Origin of the sequence: Vreelandella titanicae, from assembly GCF_014697095.1 — a bacterium.
In the GTDB taxonomy this organism is placed as follows: Bacteria; Pseudomonadota; Gammaproteobacteria; order Pseudomonadales; family Halomonadaceae; genus Vreelandella; species Vreelandella titanicae.
The window spans coordinates 1,473,911-1,490,165 of the sequence record NZ_CP059082.1; the positions used below are offsets into that span (position 1 = coordinate 1,473,911).

General features: G+C 54.7%; 15 protein-coding genes. 4 read left to right on the top strand and 11 right to left on the bottom strand.

The features are described from left to right. Nucleotides 1–23: 23 nt before the first annotated feature. The 7 genes from HZS52_RS06940 to HZS52_RS06970 all read right to left on the bottom strand — a co-directional run bounded on the left by HZS52_RS06940 (nt 24) and on the right by HZS52_RS06970 (nt 7,350). A complete protein-coding gene (locus HZS52_RS06940; protein WP_190374397.1) occupies nt 24–1,214 on the bottom strand; it encodes a multidrug effflux MFS transporter in 1,191 nt (396 codons plus the stop codon). Nucleotides 1,215–1,320: 106 nt separating this feature from the next. Then, the gene (gene maiA, locus HZS52_RS06945; protein WP_138800684.1) at nt 1,321–1,965 is read right to left on the bottom strand and encodes a maleylacetoacetate isomerase; all 645 of its coding nucleotides are present in this window, start codon (nt 1,963–1,965) and stop codon (nt 1,321–1,323) included. 11 nt (nt 1,966–1,976) lie between these two features. Then, complete coding sequence (locus tag HZS52_RS06950; protein ID WP_022521430.1) at nt 1,977–2,996, bottom strand: fumarylacetoacetate hydrolase family protein; 1,020 nt, start codon at nt 2,994–2,996, stop codon at nt 1,977–1,979. A 36-nt stretch (nt 2,997–3,032) separates the two neighbouring features. Then, a complete protein-coding gene (hmgA, locus tag HZS52_RS06955; RefSeq protein WP_138800682.1) occupies nt 3,033–4,340 on the bottom strand; it encodes a homogentisate 1,2-dioxygenase in 1,308 nt (435 codons plus the stop codon). 48 nt (nt 4,341–4,388) lie between these two features. Beyond that, entirely contained in the window at nt 4,389–4,589 is a 201-nt protein-coding gene (locus HZS52_RS06960) for a DUF2783 domain-containing protein (RefSeq protein ID WP_138800681.1), read from the bottom strand. Further along, the gene (locus HZS52_RS06965; RefSeq protein ID WP_138800680.1) at nt 4,576–6,306 is read right to left on the bottom strand and encodes an FAD-dependent oxidoreductase; all 1,731 of its coding nucleotides are present in this window, start codon (nt 6,304–6,306) and stop codon (nt 4,576–4,578) included. Before HZS52_RS06965 ends, HZS52_RS06960 begins: the two co-directional genes overlap by 14 nt. A gap of 75 nt (nt 6,307–6,381) precedes the next feature. After that, on the bottom strand, nt 6,382–7,350 hold the full coding sequence (locus HZS52_RS06970; RefSeq protein ID WP_190374398.1) for an MBL fold metallo-hydrolase: 969 nt from the start codon (nt 7,348–7,350) through the stop codon (nt 6,382–6,384). A 333-nt stretch (nt 7,351–7,683) separates the two neighbouring features. Here HZS52_RS06970 and HZS52_RS06975 point away from each other — a divergent pair, with 333 nt between their 5' ends. From HZS52_RS06975 to HZS52_RS06990, 4 genes are all read left to right on the top strand, one after another. Further along, the gene (locus HZS52_RS06975) at nt 7,684–8,172 is read left to right on the top strand and encodes a MarR family winged helix-turn-helix transcriptional regulator (RefSeq protein ID WP_022521435.1); all 489 of its coding nucleotides are present in this window, start codon (nt 7,684–7,686) and stop codon (nt 8,170–8,172) included. Nucleotides 8,173–8,602: 430 nt separating this feature from the next. Beyond that, entirely contained in the window at nt 8,603–9,652 is a 1,050-nt protein-coding gene (locus tag HZS52_RS06980) for a TRAP transporter substrate-binding protein (RefSeq protein WP_190374399.1), read from the top strand. Nucleotides 9,653–9,679: 27 nt separating this feature from the next. Continuing rightward, entirely contained in the window at nt 9,680–10,222 is a 543-nt protein-coding gene (locus tag HZS52_RS06985) for a TRAP transporter small permease (RefSeq protein WP_022521436.1), read from the top strand. After that, nucleotides 10,215–11,510 (top strand): TRAP transporter large permease, encoded by a 1,296-nt coding sequence (locus HZS52_RS06990; RefSeq protein ID WP_190374400.1) that lies wholly within the window; start codon nt 10,215–10,217, stop codon nt 11,508–11,510. Before HZS52_RS06985 ends, HZS52_RS06990 begins: the two co-directional genes overlap by 8 nt. Nucleotides 11,511–11,627: 117 nt before the next feature. Here HZS52_RS06990 and paaZ read toward each other — a convergent pair whose 3' ends face one another. The 4 genes from paaZ to paaC form a co-directional block, all read right to left on the bottom strand. Beyond that, nucleotides 11,628–13,670: a phenylacetic acid degradation bifunctional protein PaaZ gene (gene paaZ, locus HZS52_RS06995; protein ID WP_190374401.1), complete on the bottom strand. Its 2,043-nt coding sequence runs from the start codon at nt 13,668–13,670 to the stop codon at nt 11,628–11,630. Nucleotides 13,671–13,739: 69 nt separating this feature from the next. Continuing rightward, nucleotides 13,740–14,822 carry a 1,2-phenylacetyl-CoA epoxidase subunit PaaE gene (paaE, locus tag HZS52_RS07000; RefSeq protein WP_190374402.1) on the bottom strand — a complete coding sequence of 361 codons (1,083 nt, stop codon included), beginning with the start codon at nt 14,820–14,822 and terminating at the stop codon, nt 13,740–13,742. Nucleotides 14,823–14,841: 19 nt separating this feature from the next. Beyond that, the gene (paaD, locus tag HZS52_RS07005) at nt 14,842–15,426 is read right to left on the bottom strand and encodes a 1,2-phenylacetyl-CoA epoxidase subunit PaaD (RefSeq protein WP_223828075.1); all 585 of its coding nucleotides are present in this window, start codon (nt 15,424–15,426) and stop codon (nt 14,842–14,844) included. Then, entirely contained in the window at nt 15,410–16,249 is an 840-nt protein-coding gene (paaC, locus tag HZS52_RS07010) for a 1,2-phenylacetyl-CoA epoxidase subunit PaaC (protein WP_190374403.1), read from the bottom strand. The genes paaD and paaC overlap by 17 nt, the downstream gene beginning before the upstream one ends. Between the last annotated feature and the right edge of the window lie 6 nt (nt 16,250–16,255).

Sequence of the window (16,255 nt, forward strand, 5' to 3'; positions counted from 1 at the left end):
CTATGCATCTATACAACGACCCACTAAGCCTCTTTTCGGCGGCATACCAGCAGCCAGTGGCTTAGCAAGGCGAGTAGCCCCATCAGCCCGATCGTCAAGGCCATGGTGCGCGAGCTGCCGTCGTGGAATTGCCCGACTAATCCACCTACCACAGCGGCAATTGTCATTTGCAGAAAACCAAACAAGGAAGATGTCGCGCCTGCACATTGAGGGTTGGGCGCCAGTGCACCGGCCATTGTTTGTGGCATCAAAATGCCCACCCCCAGCATAAACACTATATGGGGGCCCACCACCGCCCAGGGGTGATGGACGCCAACGGCAGCCAAGCCCGCCATGACGAGGCCCCCAGTTGCGCAGATTACGGTGCCCAGGGTAATGAGGCGATCACGACCCAAGCGGTGGCTATATCGGCCGCTGACCAGCGTCCCGACGAAGAAGCCCGCGACAATCAGCGTGAACAGCACGCCATAAAGGGTAGGGGCGACGCCCATGTACTCGATGAGCACAAAAGATGAGCCAGAAAGGTACGCGAATAACCCGGAGAACGCGGCAGCATTCACCAAGGTGTAGCCAATAAAGGCACGCTGAGTCAGTAGTAAGCGAAAGTTAGCCAGTACGGATTTCGGGTGGATCGATTGCCGCCGCTCCTTCGCCAACGGCTCGGGCAGCATAAGTATCAGCACCGCCAGCATCACTGCCGCGTAGAGCGCCAGCACCACGAACACCGATTCCCAGCCAAAAAACAGCAGTAACCCCGCGCCTACCACAGGGGCCAGAGCAGGGGCGAGCGCCATGGTACTTGCCATATAGGCGAGGATACGTCCGGCCTCGATGGGGCCATGAATATCACGTACCGCTGCCCGTGCTAATACCGGTCCAGCAGCACCGCCGAAGGCCTGCAAAAAGCGGCCTGCCAGTAACCACTCGACGCTAGGCGCCCAGGCACACAGTAGGCTCGCAGCGAGAAACAGCGATAACCCTGTGATCATCACCGGGCGGCGGCCAAAGCGATCAGAGATTGGCCCGCACAATAGTTGGGCCAGAGCGAATCCAGCCATATAGAGGCTAAGGGTCAGCTGTATTCGGTCTGGGCCAGTATTCAGCGCTTCTGCCATGGCGGGCATGGCTGGCAAGTACATATCCGTCGCCAGCGGGCCGAGCGCAGTCACTGCAGCCAGGGCCACGACGGTGGCGGTAGAGGGCAGCTTTAGCACCCCTTAACTCCTTATGGTTGGACGTGATGCCCCTTCGGACACGAGGCGGGCGCCTTCCCGAATGGAAAGACGCCCGCTTATGTTAGCCTGCTTAGTATAGCTTGACTTAGCTGGCGTCAGGCTGCACCTCTGGTGCTGCCTTTTCGAAGGCTGGCAGTGAACGACAATTGGCAGCGATACGCTGAATCGTCGGATAGGCTGACAAATCACACTCGAAACGTTCCGCGTTGTACACCTGGGGAATCAGGCATATATCCGCAAGCGTAGGGGTGTCGCCATGGCAAAAATCTCCACTGCTGGGGGCATTGGAGAGCGTTGCTTCCAGAGCGGTGAAACCCTCGGCAATCCAGTGGTGGTACCAGGCTAGCTTAGCCGCTTCATCCGCTCCCATTTCTCTCACTAAATACTTGAGTACCCTCAGGTTGTTGAGTGGGTGAATCTCGCAGGCCACCGACTGAGCGAGCGCACGAACCCGCGCCCGTTCTAACGCGTTAATCGGCAGCAGGGCAGGCTCGGGATGTACTTCATCGAGATACTCGCAGATCGCCAGTGACTGGTTAATCACCGAGCTATCGTCCAACACCAGGCTAGGCACCAGCCCCTGAGGGTTGCGCATCAGGTGGTCGTCACCCCGTTGCTCACCTTTCACCAGGTTGACCGGGATCTGGTCATAATCCAGTCCCTTAAGGTTTAAGGCAATACGCACCCGGTAAGCAGCCGACGAGCGGAAATAGCCGTAAAGCGTCGTCATGTTGCCTTCCTTTATTTGGGCTGGTACTGCACTACTTGCTGATCGATCGTACCAAATATGTTGTTGCCATCGCGGTCGAACATCTCGATACGAACCCGGTCGCCAAAACGCATAAAAGGGGTTTTTACTTGGCCGTACAGTATCTGCTCCACCATGCGCACTTCGGCTAGACAGCTATAGCCAACGCCACCGTCAGCCACCGGCTTTCCAGGGCCGCCGTCGGGGTCTGGGTTGGAAACGGTGCCTGAACCAATGACAGCGCCGGCACCGAGATAGCGGGTCTTAGCCGCATGGGCCACCAGCTGTGGAAAGTTAAAAATCATATCTGGCCCGGCTTCTGGCTCGCCAAACTTCTCGCCATTCAAGTGCACGGTCAGTGGCAGGTTCACTTTACCATCCTGCCAGGCATCGCCCAGTTCATCTGGGGTCACCGCAATGGGCGAGAACGAAGAGGCGGGCTTTGCTTGGAAAAAACCGAACCCCTTTGCGAGTTCACCTGGAATCAGACCACGCAGACTCACGTCGTTAACCAGCATTACTAGCTTAATGTGCTTGGCAGCTTCCTTCTGCGTGACTGCCATCGGGACGTCATCGGTGATAACAGCGATCTCGCCTTCAAAGTCGATGCCATGCTCTTCGCTCACCGCCTCGATATCATCGGTGGGTGCCAAGAAGCAGTCGCTACCGCCCTGATACATGAGCGGGTCTGTCCAGAAGGTTTCAGGCATCTCGGCATTACGCGCCTGGCGTACCAGCTGGACATGGTTCAGATAGGCGGAGCCGTCAGCCCACTGATAGGCACGCGGTAACGGGGAGTGCAACGCACTTTGATCAAGCTTAAAAGCGCTTTCAGTACCACCACTGTTAAGCTGAGCATAGCGCTCTTCAAGCTGAGAGCTAACCGCTTCCCAGTTCTCAAGGGCAGCCTGAAGTGTGGGAGCAATATCAACGGCGCTCACAGCGCGGGAGAGGTCACGCGAGACGATGATGAGTTCTCCGTCGCGGCCCTGCTTAAGTGTTGCCAGTTTCATAGTGATTCAATCCTTGTCGTCAGGGTGGTATAGGGTTCAGGGCTGGCTTGGGTTGAAGTGGGAGCGCAGCGTCGACCAAACATCCACATAATCACGTTGACGGAAGTCAGCATTCAGTGCCGCAGGGGTCGGGTGAAAGAAGTAGCGGCTTTCAAACATGAAGGCCAGTGTATCGCCTATGAAGTGGGGCTTAAGCTCAGCGTTGGAGGCCTTTTCAAAGGTCTCAGCATCGGGGCCGTGGGGCGACATTGAGTTATGTAGACTGGCGCCGCCAGGGGTGAAGCCTTCAGCTTTTGCATCGTACTCGCCATGAATAAGCCCCATAAACTCGCTCATTAGATTGCGATGGAACCAGGGCGGTCTAAAGGTGTTCTCGGCAACCATCCAGCGTGGCGGAAAAATCACAAAATCAATATTAGCCATTCCCGGTGTATCGGAGGGTGACGTCAATACGGTGAAGATTGACGGGTCCGGATGATCGAAGCTAACCGTATTGATGGTGTTAAAGTTGGCAAGATTATATTTATAAGGCGCGCAGTTGCCGTGCCACGCCACCACATCTAACGGCGAGTGGTTTAGTTTTGTCTCCCAGAAACGACCAGAGAACTTAGCCACTAAGCGGTAGTCGCCTTCGAGGTCTTCGTAGGCTGCCACAGGGCTTTGGAAGTCACGCGGGTTTGCTAGGCCGTTAGCCCCGATAGGGCCGAGGCCGGGCAGCTCTAAAGGACTACCGTAGTTCTCGCAAATATACCCCCGTGCAGCCTCAACACCCTGAGCTTTACGCACTTGGAATTTCACACCGCGAGGAATGACGGCAATTTCACCGTTATCGATCTCAATGTCACCAAATTCGGTACGTAGACGAATGGCCCCCATTTGCGGAACGAAAAGCAGTTCTCCATCGGCGTTGTAAAAAAACCGCTCTGTCATGTCCTTATTAAAGGTGTAGACATGCACGCCCACGCCCGCTTGAGTACCCGCATCGCCGTTCACCGCAATGGTAAACAAGCCATCGATAAAATCAGTCGGTTCATTAGGTAATGAAACGGGATCCCAGCGCATCTGGTTAGGATCCGCCGCTGGCTTGTTTAACGGGGCCGTGTGTACGTTGTTATTTTCTAGTGGCTGGTAAGCGCTCTGAACGACAGAAGGGCGAATGCGGTAAAGCCAACTGCGAAAGTTTTGATGACGTGGCGCTGTGAATGCGGAACCGGTTAGTTGTTCTGCATATAATCCATAAGCGCACTTCTGAGGGGAGTTTTGCCCAATCGGCAATGCCCCTGGAAGTGCTTCAGTTGAAAAGTGATTATGAAAACCGCTCTGATATTGCAATTGTTCAGTCATTGTTAAGTCCTGCGTTATTTGAACGTTATAGTGAACAATGTATGTCGGCTACTTATCGCCCACTAACCCAGCATGGGAAATTGCCTCTTCAAGCACCCGTTGATCGCCAATGTGGTTAGCAAGCAACAGGATTAGGCGTGCATTGATACGCTCGCTCTCGGCTTCGCTGCGGTCACGATGCAGCGCCGTTAGCGCGGCGTAAAAGGCGTCCGGATCAGTGAAGTTCGGATTCAGCTCAAGCCTTGGCATGGCAGCTTTCCTGGAAGGTAGTGTCAACGGCGCCCGCAAGATGAATACCCAGCGCGCGGTCTAACGCGTCGTCAACCTTGCGGGCAGTGATGGCGTGCCAGCGAGCGGCAATATGCTGATCAGGGCGAATAAGGTACCCGGCTCCTGAATTCAGGCCGTATCGTTGCGCCACGAGCCCCTCTGCATCGTCTACGATGGTTGTGCGCGGTAGAGCGCTAAGCTCATCCGTTGCTGGGCCAACGACCACCATGCTTAAATCAGTGCGACGGCCTAACAGCTCTTTCAACGGCGTGGCAAGCGTGTCGGTGTGTCCATCCTCAAAGCGGCCGTCGAGTAACAACACAAAGCCATCGCCAAATTGATTGAGTAGCCAGGCGTTCTCTTCTCTCAATCGAATGGGAGCGTCCTTGGCCGGGCTGCCGGGGCGCAGTTCTCTCGGGCCACCATTAACATCGGGTGTATTGAGCGGTGAGGTGTCATAGCGGCAGGGCATGGAAAGGCGACCGCTGTTGACCAGGCTACGTGCGAAGGCATGTTTCTCAGCCAGCTCCAGCGTCACATCTCGGAACACTTGGCTGATATGGCTCTTCGGGGTAATAAAATCAGTGGCGCGGGTCGAGTTAAGGATGTTCTCTGCCGCGCCATGCTGGCGCTCAGTGTTGTAGGTGGACAAAAGCGTTTTTGGCGCCTGCTGTTTGAGAACGCGGGCTAGTTTCCACACTAAATTATCCACACCCTGTAGGGCACCATTGGCACCTCTGGCGCCAAAGGGGGATACCTGATGAGCCGCGTCACCTATGAATATCACGCTATGGTGAATGAAATTATCCATCTTACGGCAGCGGAAGGTGTAGACACTGGCCCACTCAAGCTCGAACTCCACGTCTTGGCCAAGCATTGCCTGCACTCGTGGGCGAATGTTCTCTTCTTTCTTTTCTTCTTCCGGGTCAGCGTCCCTGCCTAGCTGGAAGTCGATACGCCACACATTGTCCGGTTCTTTGTGAAGCAGGACTGACTGATTGGGATGAAAGGGCGGGTCAAACCAAAACCATCGTTCTGTAGGGAAGTCGGCCTTCATCACCACATCAGCAATCAGGAACCTGTCCTGAAATACTTGGCCTTTGCACTCAAGGCCCAGTATGTCTCGGATTCGGCTGTTAGCTCCATCCGAGACGAGGAGGTAGTCACAAGTCAGCTGGTAATCACCGTCTTGGGTAGAGACCTTGATGGCGGAGCACTTAGGCTGAGCATCGACATCAATGACCTTATGTTTCCAACGAAGGTCAATTTGCTCTGGAAAGTCGTGAGTGCGGTTGACCAGAAACTCTTCAAAGTAATACTGCTGCAAGTTAATAAAGGCGGGCATACGGTGGCCGTCTTCTGGCAGCAGGTTGAAGCCGTAGACCTCGCGATCCTGGAAGAAGACGCGACCGTGCTGCCAGGTGACGCCTTTTGCAAGCATCGGCTCGACGCAACCCAGGCGGTCTACAATTTCCAGCGAACGTTTAGCAAAACACAGGGCCCGCGACCCCACGCTAACGGTGTTGTTATCGTCCAGAAGAATCGAATTAACGCCTTGCTGAGCCAAGTCGATGGCGGCGGCGAGGCCGCTAGGTCCCGCTCCGACAATCACTACCGGATAGTGGCGAACTTCTTGAATATCGAGTTCAGGCGGGCGCCGATAAGGATAGACAGGATTTTTATAGGTTGTTGGCATCTATTTGCTCCCGTTCAGCGTCGGGTGCGTGACACCCGACTGCTGGGCATGATCAGTGGGTGTCACTGGTGGCACTTACTGATTTTCGACGGCGTCCTGTAGCGAGTGCCACATAGCGGTATCGCGTTCTGCCGTCCAGATGCGGGGATCCGGGTACTCGCAGCCTGCTTCGTCATAGCAGCGAGTGATATCGAAAGGCACACAGTGATCGAAGATGACCCAGTGACCATACTTCAGCTTAAGTACCGCGTAGGTCTCGGCGTAACACTCGGAGAGAGACTTGCCCGCCGCCTTGCCCGCTTTAACACTTCCATACATATCATTTAGGAAGTCGCGAGTGCCCTGAATGGCTTCCTGGCACTGTTCGGCAGTTTGCAGTGCATCACCGCGGCCAGGCACTAGCTTTTGGGGCTGCATGGATTGCAGGCGATCAAGCGTGGCAGGCCAGTCCTCGTGGTAAGCGTCACCGGTGTAAGGGGTGGCGCCATACTCAACGAGGTCACCGGAAAACATTACTTTTTCCTTCGGCAGCCAGACGACGGTATCGCCCTTGGTATGTCCGCGGCCAAGGTGGATGATCTGTACCTCACGCTCACCCATGTAAACCGTCAGCTTCTCTTGAAAAACTATGTTTGGCCAGGTTAAGCCAGGCACAGAGTCCACACCCTTGAACAGGCGAGGGAAACGACCGACTTCTGACTCATAGTCTTGCTGACCACGTTCGTTGATCAGGTCATAAGTGTTCTGGCTAGCGTAGATATTCTCTGCATCGTACGCGGAAGCGCCGAGAACACGCACGGCATGGTAATGGGTCATTACCACATGCTTAATCGGTAGGTCAGTCACTTCGCGGATACGGCGGATGACATCCTGAGCCATGACGGGCGTTGCCTGGGTGTCGATAACCATCACGCTGTCATCGCCAATCACGATGCCCGTATTGGGGTCACCTTCAGCAGTGTAAGCATAGAGCCCTTCTGCCAGCTTGGTGAAGCTGATCTTCTTCTCTTCGGTATCGGCATGGGACGCGAATTTCTTGCTCATGATATCTCCGGTGCTATCAGGGTGATTCAGGTATTCATTGAATTGTTGTGTGCTTGAAGGATAGTTTCTAATGAAACTAAATGTCCAATGTTTCATGGACGAATCACTCTGTCTTTTGCATCGTATTGACGATAATTCTTAATAAATCAGGTGATTATTGCAAATTAATACTTAAGTATAATAAATAAAATCGTGAAATTGGTTGCAAGGGAGAGTATCTGTCGGCACTGTTCCACCTTATGATAGGTGCATTGCTGGAGCCTACATTCCCAGCTATCGTGCGGATTTTGGTCATCACCACTTCTGATAAACGGTGGCTTTAGGAGAAACAAAATGACGATGGATAAAGCAGACGGCGATGTGTCACTGGAATCTTCAGCCAGGGTAGAGCTGGATCTCAACCAATTTTTACCCTATCAGCTTAACCGTTTAGCTGACCGAATCAGCCAGGCGTTAGAGAAGCTTTATGCCGAGTCTTATGAACTCAATATTGCCCAGTGGCGTGTGCTTGCCTGGCTTAGCCACTGTGATGATTTAACCGCTAAGAAGGTCTGCGCTTACACCAATATGGATAAGGCTCGCGTGTCTCGCGCTATTCAGTCACTGGAAGACCGTGGACTGATAAGCCGCACGCCCTCACAGCAGGATCAGCGACTACATGACTTGCAACTGACGGACGCCGGACAAGCGCTACTCAATAAGTTAGTGCCCGAAGCCCAGGCGTGGGAGGCCGGCCTGGTGTCGACCCTGAGCGTTGGTGAATATCGTGATCTGCTTAATACAATGCGCAAGCTTGAACGGCAACTGGAGAGAATTGGCTAGAGGCTTGATGCTGGGAAGTCGAGCCCAGGTGACAGATCGCATTTTTGCCGGTGGTGTGTCGTTAGTGTATCGATAGATAAGATTTGTGTAACAAAAGAATGGGCGAAAAATAACCCCATATAGCCATTGATAGTCACACGAAGAAACAATGTTTTTGGTGTAAGTGTTTGTAGTTTAAGTTAATAATGTAAGTTAATACTTAAGTATTAGAATCTATTAGTTGATGGATCGTTGCATGATCCACGTATCTAAAGGCATTGTGATGAATAACGTGATTCGTATAATTTATATATTTCAATAATAAAGTATCACGTTAGGCGCAATGAGTGATTAACTAGCAATCTCACTCACCGCACGCATGGCTTATCAACATCATTCAACAAAAACGATGAGCGCTTTACCCAGTTCGTGACGACCAGAGGAAAGAGAAGTGAATAAAACAACAAACCTGATGATCGGCGCTATTGCCGCCGCAACGCTGAGCACCTCCGCCTTTGCACAAACGACAATCACCGTGAGTACCTGGGCTGGTCCCAATCACGGCATCAACACCATGGTATGGCCAACATGGAAAGCATGGATTGAAGAAGCCACTGACGGGCGCGTGACCGTTGACGTTGTACACGATCTTGGGCCTCCCGCCTCCCAGATGGAGATGGTCGCCGATGGCATTGCTGATGCCACTTGGGTGTTCCATGGCTATAACGCAGGGCGTTTTCTGGCCACTCAGTTACCCGAATTTCCTACCTTTGAAGACTTCTCCTCGGAGAACGCCTCTGCTGCTTATTGGTATACGCATCAGGAGCATTTAGCCCAAGCTGATGAGCATCGCGGCGTTGATGTGCTGGCTGCGGGGGTACATGGCCCGGGTTGGATCTTTAGTCGTGAGCAGTACCAAACTCTTGCTGATTTAGAGAACGAGCGCATTCGCGTCGGCGGCGGGGTCATGGGAGATCTCTCTAATGCCCTTAATCTGACCGGCGTGGCTTTGCCGCCAACCGGGGTCTATGAAGCTGGCTCTCAGGGCGTTATTGATGGCGCTATGCTGGTGCCGGAAGGCCTTAGAAGCTTTCGGGTAGCCGAGGTATTTCCCTATACCTTGACGGTGGATGGGGGCTTTTATCGAGGCAGCTTCACCATTGTAGTGAATCCGAGTATCTGGGATGAGATGTCTGCAGAAGATCGTGCCGCTGTGGAAGACGTCTCGGGTGAGCGGTTATCGCGACTGTTTGGCTACATGATGGATGTATCCGATGAGCGGGGCGTCGAGTTCGCCGAAGAGCAGGGTCATACCTTTACAGCCCTTGGCGACGAAGATCTTGAGACGCTGCGCGGTATCAGTAATGACCTGGTTGACACCTGGTCCGAGAACGTAAGTGAACGGGGTGTCGATGCTCAGGCTGCGCTTGATTACTTCCACCAACAGCTTGAAGAAGCTGCTACACAAGAGAGCGTGGCATCCTTAGTGCCACAATCATAATTACCCTTCGCCAAGTGGAGGGCGACTATGCAGATCCTGACGTCTCGCTGGTCAAATGTCGGTAGGGTCATGCAGCTGGCGCTGGAGGGGGTGGCGGGTGCCACCCTCTTTGCCTTGATGCTGCTGACGACTGCTGATGTAGTAGGCCGTTATTTCTTTAATTTACCTATCCTTGGAACCGTCGAGTTGACCCAGCAGATGCTGGCCGCTGTGGTGTTCTTGTCACTGCCAGTAGCATGCTGGCGTGAAGAGCACGTTAGCGTGGATCTCTTGGATGCCATATTCCCTGTGCGCTGGATATGGCTGCGCCAGATGATCGTCAACTTAATTATCGCCGTGGCTTTATGGGTGATCGCTACACGGGTTTGGGCACTTGGCGTGCGTGCTTTCGAGTGGGGCGATGTCACTGAGTTTCTACGCATTCCCGATGGTTACCTTATTTACCTGATTGCCATCATGCTGTTTCTTTCCGCTCTACTCACCCTCGGTCGAGCGGTGAGTTACCTCCTAGAAGGCGTGGGTGTGATTAAGTGCGGTGGCCCAGTCAGCCAGGGAGATAAGCATGATTGAAGCACTTTATGGGTTTGCAGCGCTGTTGATATTGGTATTCCTGCGCATGCCTCTGGCTTTTGCCATGGGGATCGTGGGTTTTGTGGGTTTCTACTACCTGACCGGTAACTGGAACGCGGCTGAAGCCATGGCGTCGCGCCGGGTAGTCGACACCGCTAGGGACTACGGTCTATCGGTGATACCACTGTTTATCTTGATGGGTAACTTGGTGTCCCATGCTGGGCTCTCTGATGCGCTATTCCGGGCCTCCAATGGTTTTCTTGGACACCGTAAGGGCGGTCAGGCGATGGCCACCATCGTGGCTTGTGGTGGTTTTAGTGCTATTTGTGGGTCGAGTCTTGCGACCTGCGCCACTATGGGGCGTGTTGCCATGCCCCAGATGCGCAAGTACGGCTACAAGGACTCGCTGGCGGCAGCCTCCATTGCAGCGGGCGGAACCCTTGGGATACTGATTCCTCCCAGCGTGATGCTGGTGATCTACGGCATCATTACTGAGACCAGTATCCGTGAACTGTTTGCAGCGGGCTTTATTCCCGGCATATTGGGCATTGTGATGTATCTCGGCGCGGTTAAGTGGGTTCTGTGGCGTGATCCCAGCGCTGGGCCAGCGGCCGAAAAAGTACCCTGGAACGAGCGCCTTTCGGCCCTAAAAAATGTGGGGAGCACCCTGGCGCTGTTCGTATTGGTTATCGGCGGCATCTATTTGGGTATATTCACCCCAACCGAAGCGGCGGGTATTGGCGCAATGGGTGCCTTTGTGATTGCGCTGCTCAAGCGTGCTTTGACGCCGACGATACTCATGAATGTCCTGATGGACACTGTGCGAACAACAGCGATGCTGTTTGCGGTGGTGTTGACGGCGCTAATCTTTGCTAATTTCATTAACCGCGCGGGGCTTCCCAATGACCTCCTGGCGTTGGTCACCGGGCTGAACGTGGCCCCCTTCGTGGTAATTCTCGTTATCTTGGCCATTTACGTACTGTTAGGCTGTGTATTCGAAAGCATGTCGATGATGCTGCTGACCGTGCCGGTCTTCTTCCCGGTCGTGGCGGGGCTTGGCTATGATTTGGTGTGGTTTGGCATACTGGTGGTTATCGTCATTGAGATTAGTTTGATAACGCCCCCTGTCGGTATGAATGTGTTCGTATTGCGGGCTGTATTACCGGACGTATCAACAGGCACTATCTTCCGCGGCGTTACGCCTTTCTGGGTCGCCGGTACCATACGCGCACTGCTCGTACTTATATTCCCAGCGATCGTGCTTTTTCTGCCGCAGTTACTGTATTAAAGCTACGCTATTAATACGGTGCTATTAACGTCCTTGCTAAACAAACGGCTGACAGGGTAAGCGCCCTGTCAGCCGTTTTTTGTATTACTTTTTTGTCTGGCTGTATCGGCTGAGGCGTTACTGCCGCTTGGCCACCAGCGTTAGAATGTCGTAGCTGGCGACCAGTTCATCGTTTTGATTGGTCACCGCTACGTCCCACATCACCACGCCTTGTGGGTGCCCATCGGGAGAAGTTCGGCCCTGATCAATCTTGCGCTTGCAGGTTAGGCGGGCGCGGATAGTGTCGCCGACCAACACAGGTGTAATAAAGCGCAGTGTATCCAGGCCGTAGTTAGCCAGTACGGGGCCTTCGCCTGGGTAAACGAATAGACCCGCAGCGGCAGACAGCACAAAGTAGCCGTGGGCAATGCGCTGGCCGAACTGGGTCTCTTTGGCGGCAATGTCGTCGAAGTGCATATAGAAGTGGTCGCCGGAAAGGCAGCCAAAATTGACGATGTCGGCTTCAGTGACGGTGCGGCGGTGGGTTAACAGTGACTCCCCAACCTGCAGGTCGTCGAAATAGCGGCGGAACGGGTGGACGTCAGTCTCGATCACCTTGGCGCCACGCACATATTCCTTTGTGACTGCCGCGAGCATGCTCGGAGAGCCCTGGATGGCGGTGCGCTGTAGATAGTGGTGAACCGCACGAATGCCGCCGAGTTCCTCGCCACCGCCTGCGCGGCCGGGCCCGCCATGCTTGAGCATCGGTAGCGGAGAGCCGTGGCCAGTGGATTCCTTTGACGCCTGAGCATCCAGAATCTGCAGGCGGCCGTGCTGGGCGGCCAGAATGGGGATCATTTCAGCCGCAATGGCAGGGTCTTTCGTGGTCAGCGTGGTCACTAAGCTGCCCTTGCCCTTGGCGGCGATGGTCAGGGCTTCGTCGATGCCGCTGTAGGGCATTAGCGTCGCGACGGGGCCAAAGGCTTCAATGTCGTGAGCGCCGCCGTCGTTCAACGGGTTACGATTGATCAGCAAGTGGGGAGTAATGAAGGCGCCGTTTTCAACACCCTGGCCGACAGGCTTAAAGCTGCCGTCTCTGCCGAAGACGCACTCACTAGTCTCTAGCAGTTGTTCAATTGCGTGGTTAACGTCTCTCAATTGGTCACGGGAAGAGAGCGCGCCCATGCGTACGCCTTCTTCATGAGGATCACCGACCACAATGTTGGCAAGCCGCGACTTAAGTGTGTTCGCCAATGCATCCAGATGCTCGGAAGGCACTAAAATTCGGCGGATCGCGGTACATTTCTGACCTGCCTTGGCGGTCATCTCCTTGACCACTTCTTTGGCAAAGATTTCGAACTCTTCGTCTTCCGGGCTAACATCCGGGGCCATGATGGCGCTGTTGAGCGAGTCCGCCTCGGCGTTGAACGGGATGCTCTTCGCCATGATGTTAGGGTGGCTTTTTAATTTGAGAGCGGTGTTTGCCGAACCGGTAAAGGTGACAAAGTCCTGCTCTTCCAGGTGATCCAGTAAATCACCGGCCCCGCCGATAACCAGTTGCAGCGCCCCTTCCGGCAGAAGGCCTGAGTCGTTGATGACACGCACGGCTGCTTCGGTCAGGTAGCTAGTGGCGGTTGCCGGTTTGAAGATACACGGCATGCCTGCCAAAAAGGCAGGCGCGAACTTCTCCAGCATGCCCCATATGGGAAAGTTAAACGCATTGATGTGCACAGAGACGCCGCGGCGGGGCACCAGAATATGGGTGCCATTGAAGTGGTTATCCTTACCTAGTTGGGTCACCGGGCCTTCATGGGCCACATTGCCGGAGGGCAGTTCTTTGCGGCCCGTGGAGGCGTAGGTAAATAGGGTGCCGAAACCGCCGTCGATGTCGATCCAGGAGTCGGCCTTGGTGCAGCCAGTGTGGTGAGAGATGGCATAGAGCTCACGCTTACGCTCTTGGATATAGGCGGCCAGCGCTTTAAGGATGGCGGCCCGTTGCTGGAAATCCAGTGCCAGCATATTTTTCACACCGGTGTTGCGGGCATACGCCACCGCTTCACGGAAGTTGATCTCTTCTTGGTGGGTATGCGCAACGGTTGTGCCGTTAATGGCGCTAATAAGCGCTTTGGATTCGGTCTTTCCGAACCACTGGCCTGCGATGTAACTCTGTAAAACTGACATTGCGTACTCTCCCGCAAAACATAGACTAAGCCGACGCGTTCGCCGGCTTGGAAGTAGGTGGGTTAGGGTTTATACCTCGTCATAGTCAAGCACCACCCTGTCGCTGATCGGATAGCACTGGCAGGACAGCACGTAGCCGGCATCGATTTCGTAATCTTCCAGGGCGTAATTGGCGTCCATTTCCACCTCGCCTTCGATGACCTTTGATTTACAGGTGGAGCACACACCGGCCTTGCATGAGAAAGGTATATCCGCGCCATGCTCGTTACCTGCATCCAGAATATTCTGGGTATTACGGGGCAGGTCGTACTCAATGGTGCGGCCGTCGATGATCACTTTAATGTGCGAGGTTTCAGCTTTCAGCTGAACCGCTTTCGTCGCCTGGCGGCGCTTGGTGCCTGCCGTCGGTAGCCCAGTAGTGAACAGCTCGAAGTGCACTTTTTCCTTCGGCATTCCATGTTGGGTCAGAACACCACGCACGATCTCGGTCATTTCGTGCGGGCCACAGATAAACGCGGCGTCGAGCTTGGATACGTCTACCCAACGGTCAAATAGGGCGTTGCATTTGTCGGCGTCGATCCGGCCGTTGTAAAGATCGATTTCCTGTTGTTCGCGGCTGAACACGTAAATGATGTTGAGGCGTTCCAGGTAGCGATCCTTGAGATCCTGAAGGCGTTCGCGAAACAGCGTCCCCGTGGTGGAACGATTGCCATAGATTAAGGTAAAGCGGCTCTTTGGCTCGCTCTCCAGGGTGGTGGAAACAATCGACATAATGGGCGTGACACCACTGCCAGCGGTCACCGCCAAATAGTGCCCTTCACGGCTGGGGTCGAGCGGCACGAAGAACTTGCCCTGGGGCGGCATTACTTCCAGGCGGTCACCGGGCTGCAAGTGCTGGTTGGCAAAGGTGGAAAAGCTGCCGCCCGGCACCAGCTTGACGGCGACTCTCAGCTCATGTTCGTGGACACCGGTGCAAATCGAGTAGGAGCGACGGACATCCTCACCTTCGATGTCGCGACGTAGCGTCAGGTACTGCCCTTGGGTAAAGCGAAAGGCGTCCAGCAGGTCATCGGGAACGTCGAAGGCAATGGAAACGGCATCATGGGTTTCCTTGCGCACATCCTTGACGGTTAGGGCGTGAAATCGGCTCATGGGAAATGGTCTCGTCGTTTTACAGACACTTGAAATAATCGAAAGGCTCCAGGCAATCGCGGCAGCGGTAGAGCGCCTTGCAAGCCGTAGAGCCGAATTCGCTGACGCGTTCGGTCGCGTTGCTGCCACATAAAGGGCAGGGCACTACCGGGTCAGACTGACCCGTCAGGCTACGTTTGCTAGCACTTTCTACCGGTGGCGCGATGCCGTAGGCACGCAGCTTTTCGCGTCCGGCTTCGGTCAACCAATCGGTGGTCCAGGCGGGCGACAGGCGGCGCTGAATCAGCGGGTCTGAATAGCCAGCGGCCACCAACGCTTCATGGATATGCTGTTCGATAACTTCTGTGGCCGGGCAGCCGGAGTATGTTGGGGTCACATTGACCACCAGCCGTCCATCAAGCCAAGCGATATCGCGCACAATGCCCAGCTCAACCACACTGACCACCGGCACTTCCGGGTCTGGCACTTCCTGTAAAACCGCCAGCACGGCGTTGATATCGCCTTCGTCACCGGCTGGCGGCAATCCGCTGCGGTCGCTGCCGATCAAGTCGCTGGAGGGCCAATTATCGCTAAGCGCAGATGGATAGTTACCAGACGGTCGCATCGGGATAGGCCCTCGGCAGGTATTGCATTTCCGCTAATAGAAAGCCCAGGTGCTCGGTGTGATGCCCGACTTTACCGCCGGTATACATCCAAGCTTCGTAGGAAGGGCGCTCCAGCGTGGCTTCTTCAAACACCTCTTCCACGGTGGCTTTCCAGCGGGTGGCCAGCGTCTCTGGGGCTGGCGCAATACCGGCTTCCAGCATGGCCTGATCAACCTCGTCGCCCTGCAGTAGCTCACCGGTGAACTGCCAGAGGTTGTCGAGCGCTCGCTGCATGCGGGTGTGGCTCTCTTCCGTGCCATCGCCCAGGCGAATCACCCATTCAGAGGAGCGACGTAAGTGGTACGTTGCTTCCTTAAGCGACTTGGCGGCCACTTCAGCAATGCGTGGGTCGCTGGAGTGAGACAGGCCGTCAAGCAGGTGGACGTGCCATGCATCGAACAGGAACTGGCGCCCCATGATGTCGGCGAAGTCACCGTTGGGCTGTTCAACGAGCAACAGGTTGCGAAAATCCTGGGCATCGCGGCGAAAGGCTAAATAGTCGGCATCATGGCCCTGGCCTTCCAGTTCAGCAGTCATCAGTTCAGCAGCATAGCCCAGCCAGTTGCGGGCCTGACCGAAGAGGTCGAGGCCCACGTTCATTAAGGCCAGTTCCTCTTCCAGCGCGGGTGCCTTACCGCACAGTTGTGCGTGGCGCTGGCCGAGTACCAAGTCGTTATCGCCAAGGCGTAGCAGGTAATCGATCAACGGGGGGTGTGTTTTTTGAGCTATGTTTTTCTGAGCCGAGCTTCGATGAGCCGCGCTTTGATGAGATATGTTTTGCATTGCTGC

Bases quoted from the DNA above. Each gene is read 5' to 3' on its own strand.
- maiA (WP_138800684.1), bottom strand. From the start codon at position 1,965: ATGACGACGCTTTACGGCTATTTCCGCTCGTCGGCTGCTTACCGGGTG.
- HZS52_RS06950 (WP_022521430.1), bottom strand. From the start codon at position 2,996: ATGAAACTGGCAACACTTAAGCAGGGCCGCGACGGAGAACTCATCATC.
- hmgA (WP_138800682.1), bottom strand. From the start codon at position 4,340: ATGACTGAACAATTGCAATATCAGAGCGGTTTTCATAATCACTTTTCA.
- HZS52_RS06960 (WP_138800681.1), bottom strand. From the start codon at position 4,589: ATGCCAAGGCTTGAGCTGAATCCGAACTTCACTGATCCGGACGCCTTT.
- HZS52_RS06965 (WP_138800680.1), bottom strand. From the start codon at position 6,306: ATGCCAACAACCTATAAAAATCCTGTCTATCCTTATCGGCGCCCGCCT.
- HZS52_RS06970 (WP_190374398.1), bottom strand. From the start codon at position 7,350: ATGAGCAAGAAATTCGCGTCCCATGCCGATACCGAAGAGAAGAAGATC.
- HZS52_RS06975 (WP_022521435.1), top strand. From the start codon at position 7,684: ATGACGATGGATAAAGCAGACGGCGATGTGTCACTGGAATCTTCAGCC.
- HZS52_RS06985 (WP_022521436.1), top strand. From the start codon at position 9,680: ATGCAGATCCTGACGTCTCGCTGGTCAAATGTCGGTAGGGTCATGCAG.
- HZS52_RS06990 (WP_190374400.1), top strand. From the start codon at position 10,215: ATGATTGAAGCACTTTATGGGTTTGCAGCGCTGTTGATATTGGTATTC.
- paaZ (WP_190374401.1), bottom strand. From the start codon at position 13,670: ATGTCAGTTTTACAGAGTTACATCGCAGGCCAGTGGTTCGGAAAGACC.
- paaE (WP_190374402.1), bottom strand. From the start codon at position 14,822: ATGAGCCGATTTCACGCCCTAACCGTCAAGGATGTGCGCAAGGAAACC.
- paaD (WP_223828075.1), bottom strand. From the start codon at position 15,426: ATGCGACCGTCTGGTAACTATCCATCTGCGCTTAGCGATAATTGGCCC.
- paaC (WP_190374403.1), bottom strand. From the start codon at position 16,249: ATGCAAAACATATCTCATCAAAGCGCGGCTCATCGAAGCTCGGCTCAG.